15 protein-coding genes are annotated in these 14,095 nt (G+C 59.3%); 7 read left to right on the top strand and 8 right to left on the bottom strand.

Annotation, left to right across the window (positions count from 1 at the left end):
- Positions 1-3: 3 nt before the first annotated feature.
- From AC1PPK_RS19090 to AC1PPK_RS19060, 7 genes are all read right to left on the bottom strand, one after another.
- Entirely contained in the window at positions 4-585 is a 582-nt protein-coding gene (locus AC1PPK_RS19090) for a TerD family protein (protein WP_481114600.1), read from the bottom strand.
- 155 nt (positions 586-740) lie between these two features.
- Positions 741-1,193 (bottom strand): tellurite resistance TerB family protein, encoded by a 453-nt coding sequence (locus AC1PPK_RS19085; RefSeq protein WP_481114599.1) that lies wholly within the window; start codon positions 1,191-1,193, stop codon positions 741-743.
- A gap of 23 nt (positions 1,194-1,216) precedes the next feature.
- Positions 1,217-1,921, bottom strand: coding sequence for a TIGR00266 family protein (locus AC1PPK_RS19080; protein WP_481114598.1), 705 nt, complete (start codon positions 1,919-1,921; stop codon positions 1,217-1,219).
- 16 nt (positions 1,922-1,937) lie between these two features.
- A complete protein-coding gene (locus AC1PPK_RS19075) occupies positions 1,938-3,251 on the bottom strand; it encodes a VWA domain-containing protein (protein WP_481114597.1) in 1,314 nt (437 codons plus the stop codon).
- Between the two features lie 101 nt (positions 3,252-3,352).
- Complete coding sequence (locus tag AC1PPK_RS19070) at positions 3,353-3,928, bottom strand: TerD family protein (protein WP_481114596.1); 576 nt, start codon at positions 3,926-3,928, stop codon at positions 3,353-3,355.
- Positions 3,929-3,977: 49 nt separating this feature from the next.
- A complete protein-coding gene (locus AC1PPK_RS19065; RefSeq protein ID WP_481114595.1) occupies positions 3,978-4,556 on the bottom strand; it encodes a TerD family protein in 579 nt (192 codons plus the stop codon).
- 33 nt (positions 4,557-4,589) lie between these two features.
- Positions 4,590-5,627 carry a TerC family protein gene (locus tag AC1PPK_RS19060; protein ID WP_481114594.1) on the bottom strand — a complete coding sequence of 346 codons (1,038 nt, stop codon included), beginning with the start codon at positions 5,625-5,627 and terminating at the stop codon, positions 4,590-4,592.
- Between the two features lie 283 nt (positions 5,628-5,910).
- On the opposite strand from AC1PPK_RS19060, the gene AC1PPK_RS19055 reads away from it, so the two are divergent.
- Genes AC1PPK_RS19055 through AC1PPK_RS19025 form a run of 7 tightly spaced genes read left to right on the top strand, consistent with a single transcriptional unit; the run spans position 5,911 to position 12,471 of the window.
- Positions 5,911-6,387, top strand: coding sequence for a phosphatidylglycerophosphatase A family protein (locus AC1PPK_RS19055; RefSeq protein ID WP_481114593.1), 477 nt, complete (start codon positions 5,911-5,913; stop codon positions 6,385-6,387).
- Between the two features lie 34 nt (positions 6,388-6,421).
- A complete protein-coding gene (locus AC1PPK_RS19050; RefSeq protein ID WP_481114592.1) occupies positions 6,422-7,060 on the top strand; it encodes a vWA domain-containing protein in 639 nt (212 codons plus the stop codon).
- Between the two features lie 12 nt (positions 7,061-7,072).
- Positions 7,073-7,705 carry a TerD family protein gene (locus AC1PPK_RS19045; protein ID WP_481114591.1) on the top strand — a complete coding sequence of 211 codons (633 nt, stop codon included), beginning with the start codon at positions 7,073-7,075 and terminating at the stop codon, positions 7,703-7,705.
- Between the two features lie 7 nt (positions 7,706-7,712).
- Positions 7,713-8,351 carry a vWA domain-containing protein gene (locus tag AC1PPK_RS19040; RefSeq protein WP_481114590.1) on the top strand — a complete coding sequence of 213 codons (639 nt, stop codon included), beginning with the start codon at positions 7,713-7,715 and terminating at the stop codon, positions 8,349-8,351.
- A 9-nt stretch (positions 8,352-8,360) separates the two neighbouring features.
- On the top strand, positions 8,361-9,386 hold the full coding sequence (locus tag AC1PPK_RS19035; RefSeq protein ID WP_481114589.1) for a TerY-C metal binding domain-containing protein: 1,026 nt from the start codon (positions 8,361-8,363) through the stop codon (positions 9,384-9,386).
- Between the two features lie 2 nt (positions 9,387-9,388).
- Entirely contained in the window at positions 9,389-10,963 is a 1,575-nt protein-coding gene (locus AC1PPK_RS19030) for a PP2C family serine/threonine-protein phosphatase (RefSeq protein ID WP_481114588.1), read from the top strand.
- A gap of 8 nt (positions 10,964-10,971) precedes the next feature.
- Complete coding sequence (locus AC1PPK_RS19025) at positions 10,972-12,471, top strand: protein kinase domain-containing protein (protein ID WP_481114587.1); 1,500 nt, start codon at positions 10,972-10,974, stop codon at positions 12,469-12,471.
- A 319-nt stretch (positions 12,472-12,790) separates the two neighbouring features.
- Here the strand turns inward: AC1PPK_RS19025 and AC1PPK_RS19020 are convergent, their stop codons facing one another.
- Complete coding sequence (locus tag AC1PPK_RS19020; RefSeq protein WP_481114586.1) at positions 12,791-14,032, bottom strand: tyrosine-type recombinase/integrase; 1,242 nt, start codon at positions 14,030-14,032, stop codon at positions 12,791-12,793.
- Positions 14,033-14,095 lie beyond the last annotated feature (63 nt).

The raw sequence follows: 14,095 nt of genomic DNA, 5'->3' as shown, positions 1-14,095 counted from the left end.
CGCTCAAACGTGAGGCAGGATTTGCGGCATCAGGTCTTGGAAGGTGCGCCCGTTGCCGTTCTCGCCGATCGCGTGCATCTTCCACTCGCCGTTGTGGCGATAGACCTTGGCCATGATCTGCGCGTTATGGTTGCCCTGGACGCTCAGGTTGTACTTGGCGATTTCATTGTTGGTGGTCTGGTCGAACAGGCGGCAGAAGGCGTTTTCCACCTGCGAAAAGTCCTGCCCGGTAAAGGAATTCACCGTGAAAACGAGCGACTTCACGTTGGCCGGCACCATGGACAGATTAACGATGATCTGTTCGTCGTCACCTTCGCCCGCGCCGGTGCGGTTGTCTCCGGTGTGCTTGATGCTGCCATCGCGACTCTTGAGTTGGCGGAACCAAATCACGTCGAGTAGGTTGCGCTGTTCATCGAACATCAGGCAGGAGGCATCGAGGTCGATCTCCTGGTCGCCACCACCGAAGCTGAAGAACCCCTTTTTCTTGACGGCATCCCAGCCGAGTCCCATCACGACGGAGGTGAGGGCGGTTCCGGCTTCTTTTTCGAGACTGATCTTCTGACCTTTTTGCAGATTGACGGACATTGTTAAAGCTCCTTGTCGTATGAGTTGGTGATGTGCCTTACTTGGAGATCGATCCAAGGTTCATGAAGGGAGTGCTCTGGCCGGCAACTGGGGGGAGTTTCCCATCCCACTTTTCGATGGCCTTGAGCTGGACATACTCGACGCCGCTCTTTCGATCAGGACAAGAATGTGTTTGCATCCAATGCAAGGCAACCGCAGATCTGCTCAAGCGCCTTGCGTTCGCTCGCCTCGAACTTGCCGTCCGCGTTGGCGATGGCCATACAGACGCGCACGATCAGTTGGGCTTCGGGCTTGCCCTTGAAGGGGGCGATCTTCTTCAGGGCCTCGCCGGCGCCAATTTGGGTGTCGAATTCGAACTTGCCCAGGGTGTCGTTGAAGGCGGCAATCACCTTGTCCGACTCAAAGACCTTGAGCTGATCGGAGGTATGCACGTAGCCCATGAGCTTTTGCTTCTCGGAGGCCGAGACTTCGCCATCGGCGTAGGCGATCATCGCGCCCCCGGCGACGATGGCGTGCATCAGATCCTTGGAACGGAACTTGGTCAGTTCGTCCGTCATCGACTTGGTGAGGTCTTGGGCGCTGCGCTTGAGGGAATCGAGAAAACCCATTTCTTGCTCCTTGCGGTGGTTGTTCAGGACTGACGGCCAAGCTTGGCCTTGAGGTATTCGATGTAGCTGTCGCGGTTGCGTGAGCAGATGACGACCTTGCCGCTGCCTGAGAACTTCAGAACCAGCCCCTCGCCGCTGGTGACGCTATTGACGAGGTTGCCCAGGAGACCGCCACTTTGGCTGGTGGATGCGGACAGTTCGTAGCGCAGGCTGCTGTCCCAGGCGACGACGTGGCCGTTGTCGATCGTCATGCTTTTGCCGGGGGTGACGTCGAGAGTGAAGATTGAGCCGAAGCCAGAGACGACCATCTGGCCGTGCCCGGACGAGGCGCCGATGAAAAAGCCCCCGGTCTGGCCGAAAAGGGCGTTGCCGATACCTTGCGAGCGGGCGACGAGCTGCACGCCATCGGTGGCGGCAACGTAGGCGCCGTCCGAGACGTTGTATTGGGTCGCGCCCACGTCGAGGATCTGCATGCCCCCAGGCAGTTCGGGAGAGAGTAGGCAGTCGCCATCGCCGCGGGCAGCATAGATCTGCTGCTGGAAGAAACTCTCGCCGTTGGCCATCCGACGCATGAAGGCCTGGAGAAGCCCGCCCTGCATGCGCCCGGTCAGATCGAGCGAGTCTTCCATCATCACCATCGCATTGCTCTCGCAATAGATAGACTCTCCCCGGCGAAGGGAGACGTGGAGGAAGGGGTCAATGTCCCCGGTGACAGTGAAAGTAGGCATGGCGTCCGATGTGTGGTTAAGCGAAGAGTCCGCGTTGGCGTGCTGCATTGACCCACTGCGGGTATTCGTCCATCAGCAGGTCGTAGAGGGCTTCGTCGGAATGCTCATCAGGACTGGCGACGGCGAAAAAGTTGGCGTTATCCAGATAGCGGCCGGGCAGATCATCGAGCTTTTCGAGGAAGGGGAAATCGGAATCCTCGAAGGCCGCGAGGAAACGGCTCTTAGATTTCCGGCCCTTTCCGATGCCCATGAACTGCCAGAAGATCGGTTCGCGGCTGGAGTCCTTCAGTTGGCGCTCGGTCTTCGGATGGTCGCTAGTGCTGCCGTCTGTGACGAACATCACATAGACAGGGGTTTCGGCTCGCTTGAGTCCGTCCGGGCTGCTGGCGGGCACTCCGCCGAAGTAGAAGGCCCGGATTGCTTCCATGGCCTTGCCGTAGCGCGTGTCGCCCTCCAGCCCATACTGCGCGTGGATCGAACCGATGTACTGGTGGTGATTGGCCAGGGTCATGGCCTCGGGGTGGTGGACGTTCTGCCCGAACAGGAAGACGTCGATCTCGCCGTCGTCATCGAAGCGGCAGGCTAGCGCCAGGATGCGTTCCGCGAACGCCTGCACAATGCCGGTCGTGTAGAGCCGGTGCATTGAGCCGGAAATATCGAGGCACAGGCACACCCGTGCCCGGTGTTCGCCAAGCCCGGCCTTCTCGAGAGATACCTTGGCCTGCTTTACCAGCGAGACGAGTTTGGGGGCTTCCTGTTCCACTTTGGCGAGGGAAACCTTGCCAGAAGGGTGGGCTGGGGCAGCGACAGGCTGGGCCACGTCACCACCGAAGTGCTTGACTACGGCATCGAGCCCACCGTCGAAGCCTTGCGCGACGAGGTTGATCCTCCACACGTGATCCTTGCGGTAGATCTCGCACAGCATGATGGCCCGTTCGTTGGAGAAGAGGCTCCCGTCGAAGTCGAATACCGCCTTGGTGCCGCTCGGATCGGTCAGACGGGCCGAACACTTGCCGAGCTGGTGCATCGTGCTACTGGCGCCATCGAGAGCGAGGGTGAAGCTGAGGGCGTGGACCGACTCGGGGAGCCGGGACAGTTGCAGCCGGAAGATGGTGGGCTGGACTTGCTCGACCGCGCCACAGGGGGTGCGCGGCTGGTTGAAGAAGGTCATGTAGCGCTCAGCCACGAGCTTGCGCGCCGCATCCAAGCCGAAGCAGGCGGTGTCGATGGTGAGGCCGCCAGCGCCCGATAGATCGAGTTCCAGGGCAATCCGATTGTCCAGGGCGAGGTCGGAGAGTTTTGCGCGCTGGCCGCGCGAGAGCGTATGCATGAGCAGTCCCCGGCTGGCACGAAAGCCCGCCAAAAATTCGGTGTTGTGTGCGGTGAAACAGGCGCAGCGGAGGTGCTGCGCCTGTGGGGTGAGACGCCGCGTTAGGCGTTCACACCGAAGTTGCGGGCCAGAGGGCCGAGGCCGCCCTGGAAGCCCTGGCCGATGGCCTTGAACTTCCAGTCGCCGCTGTTGCGGTAGATCTCACCGAAGATCATCGCGGTCTCCACCGAGGCGTCTTCGGACAGGTCGTACTTGGCGACTTCCGCATTGCCGTCCGCGTTCATGCAGCGCACGTAGGCCGACGAGACCATGCCGAAGTTCTGGCGACGGGAATCGGCTTCGTGGATGGTCACGCACACGGCGATTTTCTCGATGTCGGCGGGCACCTTGGACAGGTCCACGATGATCTGTTCGTCGTCGCCATCGCCGGAGCCAGTGAGGTTGTCGCCGGTGTGCTCGACCGAGCCATCAGTGGATTTCTTCTGGTTGTAGAAGATGAAATCCGCGTCATTGCGGACCTTGCCGGCAGAAGTCAGCAGAAAGGCGCTGGCGTCGAGGTCGAACGGTGCACCATCGGTCGCACGGGCATCCCAGCCCAGGCCGACGAGCATCTTGGTCATGTGCGGGGCTTCCTTGCTCAGATTGACGTTGCCACCTTTTTGCAGGCTGATAGCCATGTGTTGCTCCTTCTCGGTTGAAAGCGGGTGTTGGTAGAGGAGATGGGGGTTAGTTGACGCTTACCCCGTACTGCATGCACAGGGTGTAGAGCCCACCGGAGTAGCCCTGGCCGACCGCGCGGAACTTCCATTCGCCGTTGCGCCGGTACAGTTCGCCAAAGACCATCGCGGTCTCCGTCGAGTAGTCTTCGGAGAGGTCGAAGCGCAGGATTTCCTGATCGTTGTCGGAATTGACCAACCGCACGAAGGCGTCATGGACTTGGCCGAAGTTCTGCTTGCGTTCCTCGGCGTCGTGGATGGTCACCGCGACCACGAGCTGTTCAATGTCAGCGGGCACTTGATCGAGCGCGACCTTGATCGCCTCGTCGTCGCCTTCGCCTTCGCCGGTGAGGTTGTCGCCGGTGTGCTCGACCGACCCGCAGGGCGAGCGCAGCTGGTTGTAGAAGACGAACCACGCGTCGCCCTTGACCTTGCCGTTGGCCCCAACCATGAAGAGGCTGGCGTCGAGGTCGAAGTCGGCGCCGTCGCTGGCACGGGCTTCCCAGCCCAGGCCGATGAGGACGTGCTTGAGCGAAGGGTCGGTTTTGGAGAGTGAGACGTTCTCGCCCTTGCGAAGCGAAATGGGCATTGCTGCCGTCCTTTCTTGTGAGGGTTGCCGGGATTAGGCGTTCTTGCTTTCGGGGCTTTCTCCGGCCGGCTCTTCGTCCTTGCCGGGGAAGAGCAGGGAGGCGATCACGCCTACCGCGAGGGTGGCCAACACGACGCCGAGGCTGATTCCGGCCGAAATGTGGATGCCGGTGTCGGAGATGACATGGTTCCACGACTGGAGGGCCATCTTGATGCCGATGAAGAAGAGCAGCGCGATGACCGCCTTTTCCAGATGAACGAGGTACCTGGTCAGTGCTGCGAGCACGAAGTAGAGGCTACGCAGGCCGAGGATCGCGAAGATCATCGCGGCATAGACCAGCAGCGGCTCCTGCGTCACCGAGATCACCGCGGGAACCGAGTCAAAGGCGAAGGCGATATCCGAGGTCTCGATGGTCATGAGGCACAGGAAGGCGGGGGTGGCGTAGAGAGCGCCGTTGCGCGTCACGGAGGCGAGCAGGCCCTTGGCGAGCGCTTCATCGTGGCGGATGAAGAAGCGCTCCATGTGCAGCTTGGTGTAGATCGGCATGAGCTTGCCGGTCAGGCGCACGCTCCAATGGCTCGAGTAGTCCTCGATTTCATCCCCATCATCTCCGCCGGACTGGAGCATCTTGACCGCGCTCCAAAGCACGAAGGCCGCAAAGGCGAAGCCGATCCAGGGGCTCGCGAGGAACAGCCCTGTGCCGATAGCCACGAAGATGGCTCGCAGGAGCAGCGCCCCGATGATCCCCCAGTAGAGGATGCGGTGCTGGAGGATGTCCTTTATTCCGAAGGAGGCGAAGATCGCCATGAACACCATCAGGTTGTCCACCGAAAGGCTTTTCTCCAGCACGTAGCCTGAGAGGTACATGTCCGCCCATTCCTTGCTGAAGCGCACCCACAGGTAGCCGTAGAAGGCGAGCGCGAGGGTGATCCAGAAGGCCGACCACTTCGCCGCATCCGCGACGGTGATCTCCTTTGATTGCCGGTGGGCGAAGAGGTCGAGGTAGACCGACAGGCCGATGACCGCGAAAAAAATGACGATGGTTTCCAACGGGAAGCCGAAATGGCTCATGAGAGTCCTCCGTAAAAAGTGCAATCTTGCATTTATTGTGATTGCGATAATCGTAAGCGCAGCGGTGTAGCAGTCGGTCAATCCCAATTGGTTTGATGACTATATAAAGCGTCCGGGTGTATATTACAAGTGGTTTCTGGTAGTGGAATTGAATAGCGCATTGTAATTTGTGAAATATTTCATTCTATAAATGTGCAATATTGCACTTATGCAAAAGCATATCTGCATTGTTTTGTCGGACGATACAGACCGACTTTATCCAATCACAAAGCAGGAGAGGTAGGTGCAGCCGACTTTCAAATTTCTGGTTTCCTCGCCGGGGCGCTTCTGCGCGCTAGGCTGGGGACTCGGGCTGGCACCAAAAGCGCCCGGAACTTTCGGCACCTTGGGGGGCTGTCTGCTGGTACTGCCCCTTCTTTGGATGCCCCTATGGATGGCAATAAGCGCGCTGGCACTGGCTTTCGCTGTCGGTTGTAGGGTCTGCGACGAGGCGGGCAGAGCGCTCGGCGTGGTCGATCATGGGGGCATCGTTTGGGACGAGATCGTGGCCTTTGCGGCGGTGCTGATGTGCGTTCCGCATACGTGGACGACATGGGTTGCCGCCTTCGTGGCCTTCCGCTTCTTCGATATTCTGAAGCCCTGGCCCATTCGAATTGCCGACGCCAAACTTAAAAACGGGTTCGGCGTAATGTTCGATGATGCCCTCGCCGCAATCTATGCCGTCTTGCTTATGCGTGTTGTTTTGTTTGCACTGCGCTAAAACGCTGGTTGTTTTAACTTTTCGGAGAAATTGAATGCGCCGCCTACCTGTCTACTTACTCCTTGATGTATCCGGTTCGATGCATGGGGAGGCTATCGAATCGGTGCGTGCCGGTGTCCAGACGCTTGTATCGAGCCTGCGCCAGGACCCCTATGCGCTGGAGACGGCGTTCCTGTCGGTGATCACCTTCGGTAGTACCGCCCAGCAGGTCAGTCCGCTCACCGAGTTGGTGCAGTTCCAAGTGCCTGACATTCAGGCTGGGGGCACCACCGCGATGGGGGCGGCCCTCAAGCTCCTGGCCGGGCGCATCGAGGCGGAAGTCCAGAAGGGTTCCGCGGAGGCCAAGGGGGACTGGAAACCAGTCTGTTTCATGTTGAGCGACGGGGCGCCGACCGACGACCTTGATGTCGGGATCAAGGCCCTGTCTACCGTTCGGATCGGCTCCTTCATCGCCTGCGCCGCCGGCCCGGGCGCAGATACCAACGTGCTCAAGCGCATCACCGAGCAGGTCGTGCGCCTCGATACGGCTGACGCCAACTCGATCAAGGCGTTCTTCAAGTGGGTTTCGTCCTCGATCTCGGTTTCGAGCCAGAAGATCGACCTCACAAAGAAGGATGTTGGTGGCCTGGACGAACTACCCCCGCCGCCGCCTGAAATCAACGTCGCACTGTAAGGAGAGCACAGCATGGGAGTGAGTCTAAAAAAGGGGGAGGGCGTGAGCCTGCGCAAAGACGGCGGATTCGATCTGTCGCGGGTCACCATCGGCCTTGGCTGGGATGTGGTCGAGCAGAAGCGCGGCGGACTGGCCGGGCTCTTCGGGGCCAAGGCGCCCGACTATGACCTCGATGCGATCGCCTTTCTCCTGAACGGAAACGACAGGGTGGAGAGCCTCGGGAAAGACAACTCGCTGATCAAGGGTGATGTGGTTTTCTACAACTCGCTCAAACACCCCTCTGGCGCGATCTGGCTCACCGGAGACAACCGCACCGGCGACGGCGACGGCGACGACGAGCAGATCGTGGTGAAGCTCGATGAGATCCCTCAGTGCTACCAGCGCATCCTCTTCGTGGTGCAGATCTACGAGGGCAAGAAGAACAAGCAGTCCTTCGGCAACGTGCAAAACGCCTTCATCCGTGCGGTCAACGCCAAGGGGACGGAAATGTGTCGCTTCGACATCAGCGGAGATGCGTCGTACTCTAACTGCCGGAGCCTGACCTTTGCGGAAGTGCGGCGCGAAGGCAGCGGATGGAAGTTCGGCGCCATCGGCACGCCGCACGAGGCGGACAGCTTCGTTGAAGTCCTCGCGCCCTACATGTGAGGCCACGATGACCAGACGACTGCTGACCTATCTATGCATCGACACATCCGGTTCGATGAACGGGGAGCCCATCGTAGCGGTGAACGCCGGGCTGCAAGCCCTGCTGACTTCGCTTCGCAGCAACCCCTACGCGCTGGAGAGCGTGCACCTGTCCATTGTGACCTTTGACTCGGATATCAAAGAAGTTCTGTTGCCCACGCCGCTCGATCAGGTTTTCTTGCCCGAGATTACCTGCCCGCGTTCGGGTGCGACGCTCCTGGGGGCCGCGCTGGAACACATCTATGAGCGTGTGCAGCAGGACGTGCGTAAGTCCAGTACGACTGAGAAGGGCGATTGGCGGCCGATTCTGGTGATCCTCACGGACGGCAAGCCTACGGACACCCTGGCCTACAGCGAGATCATTCCGCGCATTCAGGCCTGCGGTTTTGCCAAGATCGTCGCGTGCGCGGCCGGGCCGAAGGCGGACCCGGTTCAGTTGAAGCGCCTCACCGATACGGTGGTGAGCCTGGACACGATGGACGCGGCCTCCTTCAGCCAGTTCTTCCAGTGGGTGTCCGCGACCTTCGCGCAGAGCAGCCAGAGCCGTGGTGCGACCAGCGCGGTAGAACTTCCGCCTCCGCCGCCTGAACTGAACATCGTCCTATAAGGAAGACCCATGCGCCGCTTACCCGTTTTTCTCGTTGTCGATGTGTCCGAGAGCATGGCCGGCGACAACCTGCGTGCGATGCAGGAGGGGCTGGAGCGGCTGGTGAAGAGCCTGCGTACCGACCCCTACGCACTGGAGACCGCCTATCTGTCGGTGATCGCCTTCGCCGGCAAGCCCAAGACGCTCACGCCCCTGGTCGAACTGATCTCCTTCTACCCGCCCCGCCTCCCTCTTGGCTCGGGAACCTCCATCGGCGCCGCCCTGGGGCATGTGATGAACGAGATCGACCGGAGCGTGAAAGCCTCCACGTCAGAGGTCAAAGGGGACTGGAAGCCGATGGTGTTCTTACTGACGGACGGCAAGAGCACCGACGACACGACGGTCGCGTTCTCGCGCTGGAAGGCGCGTTATGCCAAACGGGCAAACCTGGTCGCCATTGGTATCGGACCTTACGCCGCATTGGAGGAGCTGTCCGTGCTTACGCCGAACGTGATGCGGATGGAAGATGCCAGCGAGGAAGGCTTCAAAAAATTCGTCACGTGGATCAGCGCCAGCGTGAGCGCGCAAAGCCGCAGCGTGGGCGCCGGCGAGCCGCAAAAGGTCAATCTGGCCAAGATGGACAACGAAGTGATGAAGCTGGTCGATTCGGTCACCAAGGCCGCAGCAGTCGATGAAGATTTCGTGATCCTTAACGGCAAGTGCCAGAAGACCCGACTGCCTTACCTCATGAAGTACGAGCGGCTGAAAGGGAAGGGCGGGCCGGTGCGCTACAACCTTGCCGGTGTCTATCCTGCGGAGAAAGACTTTGGTGAGCTTTCTGATGATCGTGTTTTCGAGCAGACGGTCAGCACCGATGCTCTGATTGGTGCGCCTGGTTGTCCGCATTGCGGCGCACGATTCGCTTTCGTGATGTGTGGTTGCGGCCAAATTTTTTGCTTTAACGAGACGGACACTGCAACTTGCCCTGGCTGCAATCGAGAAATCGAGATCGGTTTCGATGAAGGTAGCTTTGATGTGACTAGAGCCCGAGGCTGACGATGAGCGAAGCCCGAAAAGCTTATACCCAGCGAGTGTTGAATATCCGCCGCAACGAACATTTCGATCTTCTATCCCGGTTTATCGACGAGCAGACAATCCATTGCTTGTTCAAGCGCTTCGAGTCAGATATCCAGAGTGAATGGAGGCGTTATCTTGACGCAAACTGCGTGAGGTACGATCTTCCCCCGTTCCGTAAGGATGAAAGTCGTGTGCCTTTGCCAGCCAAGGTCGGCGATTTACCTCCACCGTCATTAGTTGAAGATTCTTTTATTGTTCCCGCACCCACCTTTACTCCTCCTCCTGAGCCTACATCCGTGACTGCTCCCATCCCAAGTCCTGAGCGGCCTACTGCACTTCCTCCGATTGTCGGGCTAATTTTCCGCCTCCCCAATGCCAAGCAGAATGAAACTTATGAGCATACGCTTATTTATGAGCCTTCATCTGCTGTCATTCATATTCAGAACGTGAGTTTTCCAGCGCCATTGGCGCTGACCTATGATCGGGGAACTCATCTTGTGCATGGCACGCCCGCTGAGAACGGCGAATTCTCAGTAAAGGTGGTGTATCGATGCGAGGGTGATCCAGTTAATTGCTTGCGAACAGATGCGTTCAAGTTCTACGTGAATGCGGACCCACGATCCCTGTGGAAGAATCTTCCCTCCGACCGAATGGGGCCGCATTGGAAGCCCGACAGCGCGACAGCCTTTGTAGATGGGCCGCACAGGAAAATCGTCGCGGCCCGTACGCGGGGGCGCTCCCATGCTCATGTGGGCACCTGTTGCGATGACGACTTTGCGGTCCACCGAATTGCCGAAGGCGATTGGCACATCGCCGTCGTCGCCGATGGCGCAGGTAGTGCGAAGCTCTCCCGACTCGGTTCCAAGATCGTGGTGCAGACGGCCGAGGCGTACTTGCGCGATGTGCTTTCAGGGGACGCCGGGGCGAAGGTGCTCTTGGCCGCCGAGCAGCTTGCCTCCGCTATGCCCGCCTATAAGGACCAGTTGTGCACTGTGCTGCATCACGCGCTTTACTCCACCGTGGGCTACGCGGCGCACCGCGCGATGAAGGCCATCCTTGATGAGACTGCGGCCTCAAACGGCGCCATCGAGGCGGTCAAGGACCTCTCAACCACGCTCCTGATCGGTGTGGCGTGTAAGGTCCAGAATCAATGGCTGTGCGCTTCGTATTGGGTGGGCGATGGCGCCGTGGCGGTCTATCGCACCGGCCAGGAGGTCCAGCTTCTCGGTGTGGTCGATTCGGGGGAGTTCTCCGGCCAGACCCGGTTTCTCGATCAGAACGAGGTCTCCCAAGCCGGCCTTCTCAAGCGCACGGCCTTTGCGCTGGTCGAGGACTTCACGGCCTTCATCCTGATGACCGATGGAGTCTCCGATCCGAAGTTCGAAACCGAGGCCCGTTTGGGCGAGTTGGCCGAGTGGGATGCGCTGTGGGGCGAGTTGAGTCCTGTTGTCCTCAACGGACCTGTTGGGGAAGCACCGGAAGATCGCCTCCTCCGCTGGCTCGATTTCTGGTCACCTGGCAACCATGACGATCGCACGATCGCCGTCATTTATTAAGGCTGACGATGAGTAAAGTAGTAACGCTGACCGCAAGCGACGGCAGTACAGTGAAGTTCGTGGATGAAGTGAAGGCGCAGGGCGGGGTAAAGGATGTAATGTTCAGCCCGGACGGCCGCTATGTGGTGGCCTTCTTCCGTGAGAAGGCCACCCCCGATAGCCGCGACCGCCTGCTGGAGATCACTGGGCGCTACCGTGAAAAGATCTTCAATCAGGAGGGCGGGGACTACCTAAAGAATCTCTACTGCTGGCCCACTTCTGTGGTCGAGCATGAGGGGCGGCTCGGGGTTGTGGTGCCCTTCTACAGGGATTGTTTCTTCTTTGAGCATGGGTCGCGCAACAACGACATGCTTGGCATCCGCAAGAAAGAGAAGATCGGCAAATGGTTCGCCACGCCGAATCATCGGGCAAAGTTCCTCGATCCGCGTGAGCTGGGCGACTGGATGCGCTACATCCGGGTGTGCGTGCAGTTGGCCCGCGCCGTGCGCCGCATGCACATGGCCGGAATATCCCACTCAGACTTGGGCTACAACAATGTGCTACTGGACCCGGTGAGCGGGCAGGCTTGCCTCATCGACATCGACGGTCTGGTGGTGCCAGGAAAGCACCCGCCGGCGGTGATCGGGACACCGGACTTCATAGCCCCCGAGGTGGTAAGAACGGCCCATCTCGAGAAGAATCACGCGGATCGGAAACTCCCCTCGCGGATGACAGACCTGCACGCCCTAGCTGTCCTAATCTACATGTACTTGCTCTATCGCCACCCCTTGCGTGGCGACAAAGTGCACGACGCGAGCGACTCCCAGCGCGACGAGGATCTGATGATGGGGGAAAAGGCTCTCTTCATTGAGCATCCCACGGATCTATCCAATCGGCTGAAGGCGAGCAATGCCAGCGCTTCCGAGTTGCCGTGGAAGGACACTGACAAGCTGCCCTATACGATCACCGGCCCCTACCTGAGCGAGCTATTCGAACGCGCCTTTATCCAGGGCTTAAAAGATCCTGCCAAGCGTCCCACGGCTGACGAGTGGGAGACCGCTCTGGTGAAGACGGTCGATTTGCTGCAGCGCTGCGAGAACCCAAAGTGCGAGCAAGCGTGGTATCCCTTTGATAACAAAGTGGCCCCCAAATGCCCTTTCTGCGGTACGCAACACAAAGGCAGGCTGCCGGTCCTGAACCTGTATTCGTCCCACGCCAAAGGCAAGTTCATGCCCGACAACCACCGGATCATGGTCTACGATGGCCAATCCCTGTTTCGCTGGCACGAATCGCGATTGGTTTTTCCCAACGAGAAGCTATCGGCCGAGGACTCCAAGCGGGTGGGCTACTTCGTCAAACACAACGGCGAATGGTTCCTGGTTAACGAGCGCATGCAGCAGATGCGCGACGTTCGGGCACGGAAGGACGTGCCGGTTGGCGGGAAGGTGTTGCTGGAAGACGGCGCGCAGATTCTTCTTTCCGCCGAGGCCGGGGGGCGGCTGCTCTTGGTGCAGATGGCGGGTACATGATCCATGGCGCCGGCCGGTCCCGCCGCTTATGGCGGCGGGCTGGCATGATCTGTCTATCCGGCAGTGAGCCTCACCGATCAACAGGTGCTGTCGAGCTTGTCCCTTCAAGTGGCCTATCCGGACGTGAGCTCCGAGATCCGGTTCGTCTTGTGCATGGGGGTAGTCGGGTGAGCACATCGCGCAGGTTTGGTAAGGGGCTACCCTGCGTTCGGCTCAGTCCTTCGATAAATCGCTTCATGGCAATCAATCACTCATCGGTCCGCGTCAAAGCACTTCGGTTCTCCCGACTCGTCCACCATGACCGCTACTTTCAGATCCTTCACTTTTGGATGGGGCGATGAGATGCGAAAACGGCTGCAAGAGAAGGAGCGCCGGAAATATAGGTCGCCCAGGTGTTCATGAGTTCTCTGCGTTGTTCGAGCAGATCGGTGCGGTGATATGCAGCCTCAACCTTGTCCTTGATCGTGTGAGCCAGTGACCGCTCGGCTAGGTCACGGGAGTACCCTTTCTCACTGCACCAGTCGCGAAAACTGGATCGAAAGCCGTGCGCTGTGGCAATCCGTCCCGGCGTGTCGCTCTGAGCCTTCAATCGGCGGAGTAGGGAAGTGATGGCCATGTCGGAGAGTTCGACCTGGTCCCGGGGTGACGGAAAAACCAGGGTTTCGTGTTGACCTTCTTGTCCCTCCAGAATGTCCAGTGCACGAGGCGAAAGGGGGACTCGATGAGGAACCTTCGCCTTCATCCGTTCCCCAGGAACTGTCCAGATCGCATTCTTTCGATCGACCTCAGCCCAGGTCATGCCGCGTACTTCGCCAGATCGGGAGGCCGTCAGGATCAGAAACTCCAGCAATGTCCGAGTCACATCAGGACGTTTTCCCGGTTTCAGGTGTGTTTGAACGAACTCCGGAATGTCTCGCCAAGGCATCGCAGGGTGATGCTTGGTACGAATGGCTTTGCCGGGTTGCTGCGCAAGAAGGTGCCCAACAACGTCGACAGGGTTCGACTGGCAATGACCATGCGCCCAGCCCCAGGCCATCACGGCGTGGATGCGCTGCTTCACCCGACTGGCCGTTTCCGCCTTCGTGAGCCAGATCGGCCTCAAGACGTCGGCCACATCACCGGGTTGAAGTTCATGGAGAAACTTCGCGCCAAGCTTTGGGAAGACGTACTCGGTTAGAGTGTTGATCCATTGCTGGCCATGCTTGGGGTTTTTCCAGCCGGGGAGCAGATCTTGGTGGAGTATCTCTGCGGCTTCTTTGAAGGTAGGGATCTTGGGCTTCTCTTCGATTTTGGCCTTCTCTTCCAGGGGGTCTTTTCCGTCCGCGAGTTCAATCCGCATGGCCGACGCACGCTTGCCGGCTTCGGCGATGCTGACTTCTGGATAGGAGCCCAGGCCAGCGTTCCTGCGCTTGCCATTTATGGGGCTGACGTAGCGCAGCACCCACTTGCCGTGCCCCTTCGTTTTCGATGGGTGTAGAGCGAGGCCGGTGATACTCCCGTGAGGGATCGCCGGATCGTCGGGTTTGATGTTTCGGGCTTTGGTATCGGTGATTGTGGCCATGGGAAGCTCCTTGGCTAGTATGCCATCCAGTATGCCACGAGGGGTTGATTTCTGTTGGTATGG

The sequence above is a fragment of the Zoogloea sp. JDB1 genome (genome assembly GCF_056724025.1).
The sequence above is the reverse complement of the archived record's forward strand: the minus strand, read 5'-3'. Positions and strand labels throughout refer to the sequence as shown.

What these genes read in the sequence shown, in the direction of transcription:
- AC1PPK_RS19090 (WP_481114600.1), bottom strand. Translation starts at nt 585, where the DNA reads ATGTCCGTCAATCTGCAAAAAGGTCAGAAGATCAGTCTCGAAAAAGAA.
- AC1PPK_RS19085 (WP_481114599.1), bottom strand. Translation starts at nt 1,193, where the DNA reads ATGGGTTTTCTCGATTCCCTCAAGCGCAGCGCCCAAGACCTCACCAAG.
- AC1PPK_RS19080 (WP_481114598.1), bottom strand. Translation starts at nt 1,921, where the DNA reads ATGCCTACTTTCACTGTCACCGGGGACATTGACCCCTTCCTCCACGTC.
- AC1PPK_RS19075 (WP_481114597.1), bottom strand. Translation starts at nt 3,251, where the DNA reads ATGCATACGCTCTCGCGCGGCCAGCGCGCAAAACTCTCCGACCTCGCC.
- AC1PPK_RS19070 (WP_481114596.1), bottom strand. Translation starts at nt 3,928, where the DNA reads ATGGCTATCAGCCTGCAAAAAGGTGGCAACGTCAATCTGAGCAAGGAA.
- AC1PPK_RS19065 (WP_481114595.1), bottom strand. Translation starts at nt 4,556, where the DNA reads ATGCCCATTTCGCTTCGCAAGGGCGAGAACGTCTCACTCTCCAAAACC.
- AC1PPK_RS19060 (WP_481114594.1), bottom strand. Translation starts at nt 5,627, where the DNA reads ATGAGCCATTTCGGCTTCCCGTTGGAAACCATCGTCATTTTTTTCGCG.
- AC1PPK_RS19050 (WP_481114592.1), top strand. Translation starts at nt 6,422, where the DNA reads ATGCGCCGCCTACCTGTCTACTTACTCCTTGATGTATCCGGTTCGATG.
- AC1PPK_RS19045 (WP_481114591.1), top strand. Translation starts at nt 7,073, where the DNA reads ATGGGAGTGAGTCTAAAAAAGGGGGAGGGCGTGAGCCTGCGCAAAGAC.
- AC1PPK_RS19040 (WP_481114590.1), top strand. Translation starts at nt 7,713, where the DNA reads ATGACCAGACGACTGCTGACCTATCTATGCATCGACACATCCGGTTCG.
- AC1PPK_RS19035 (WP_481114589.1), top strand. Translation starts at nt 8,361, where the DNA reads ATGCGCCGCTTACCCGTTTTTCTCGTTGTCGATGTGTCCGAGAGCATG.
- AC1PPK_RS19030 (WP_481114588.1), top strand. Translation starts at nt 9,389, where the DNA reads ATGAGCGAAGCCCGAAAAGCTTATACCCAGCGAGTGTTGAATATCCGC.
- AC1PPK_RS19025 (WP_481114587.1), top strand. Translation starts at nt 10,972, where the DNA reads ATGAGTAAAGTAGTAACGCTGACCGCAAGCGACGGCAGTACAGTGAAG.
- AC1PPK_RS19020 (WP_481114586.1), bottom strand. Translation starts at nt 14,032, where the DNA reads ATGGCCACAATCACCGATACCAAAGCCCGAAACATCAAACCCGACGAT.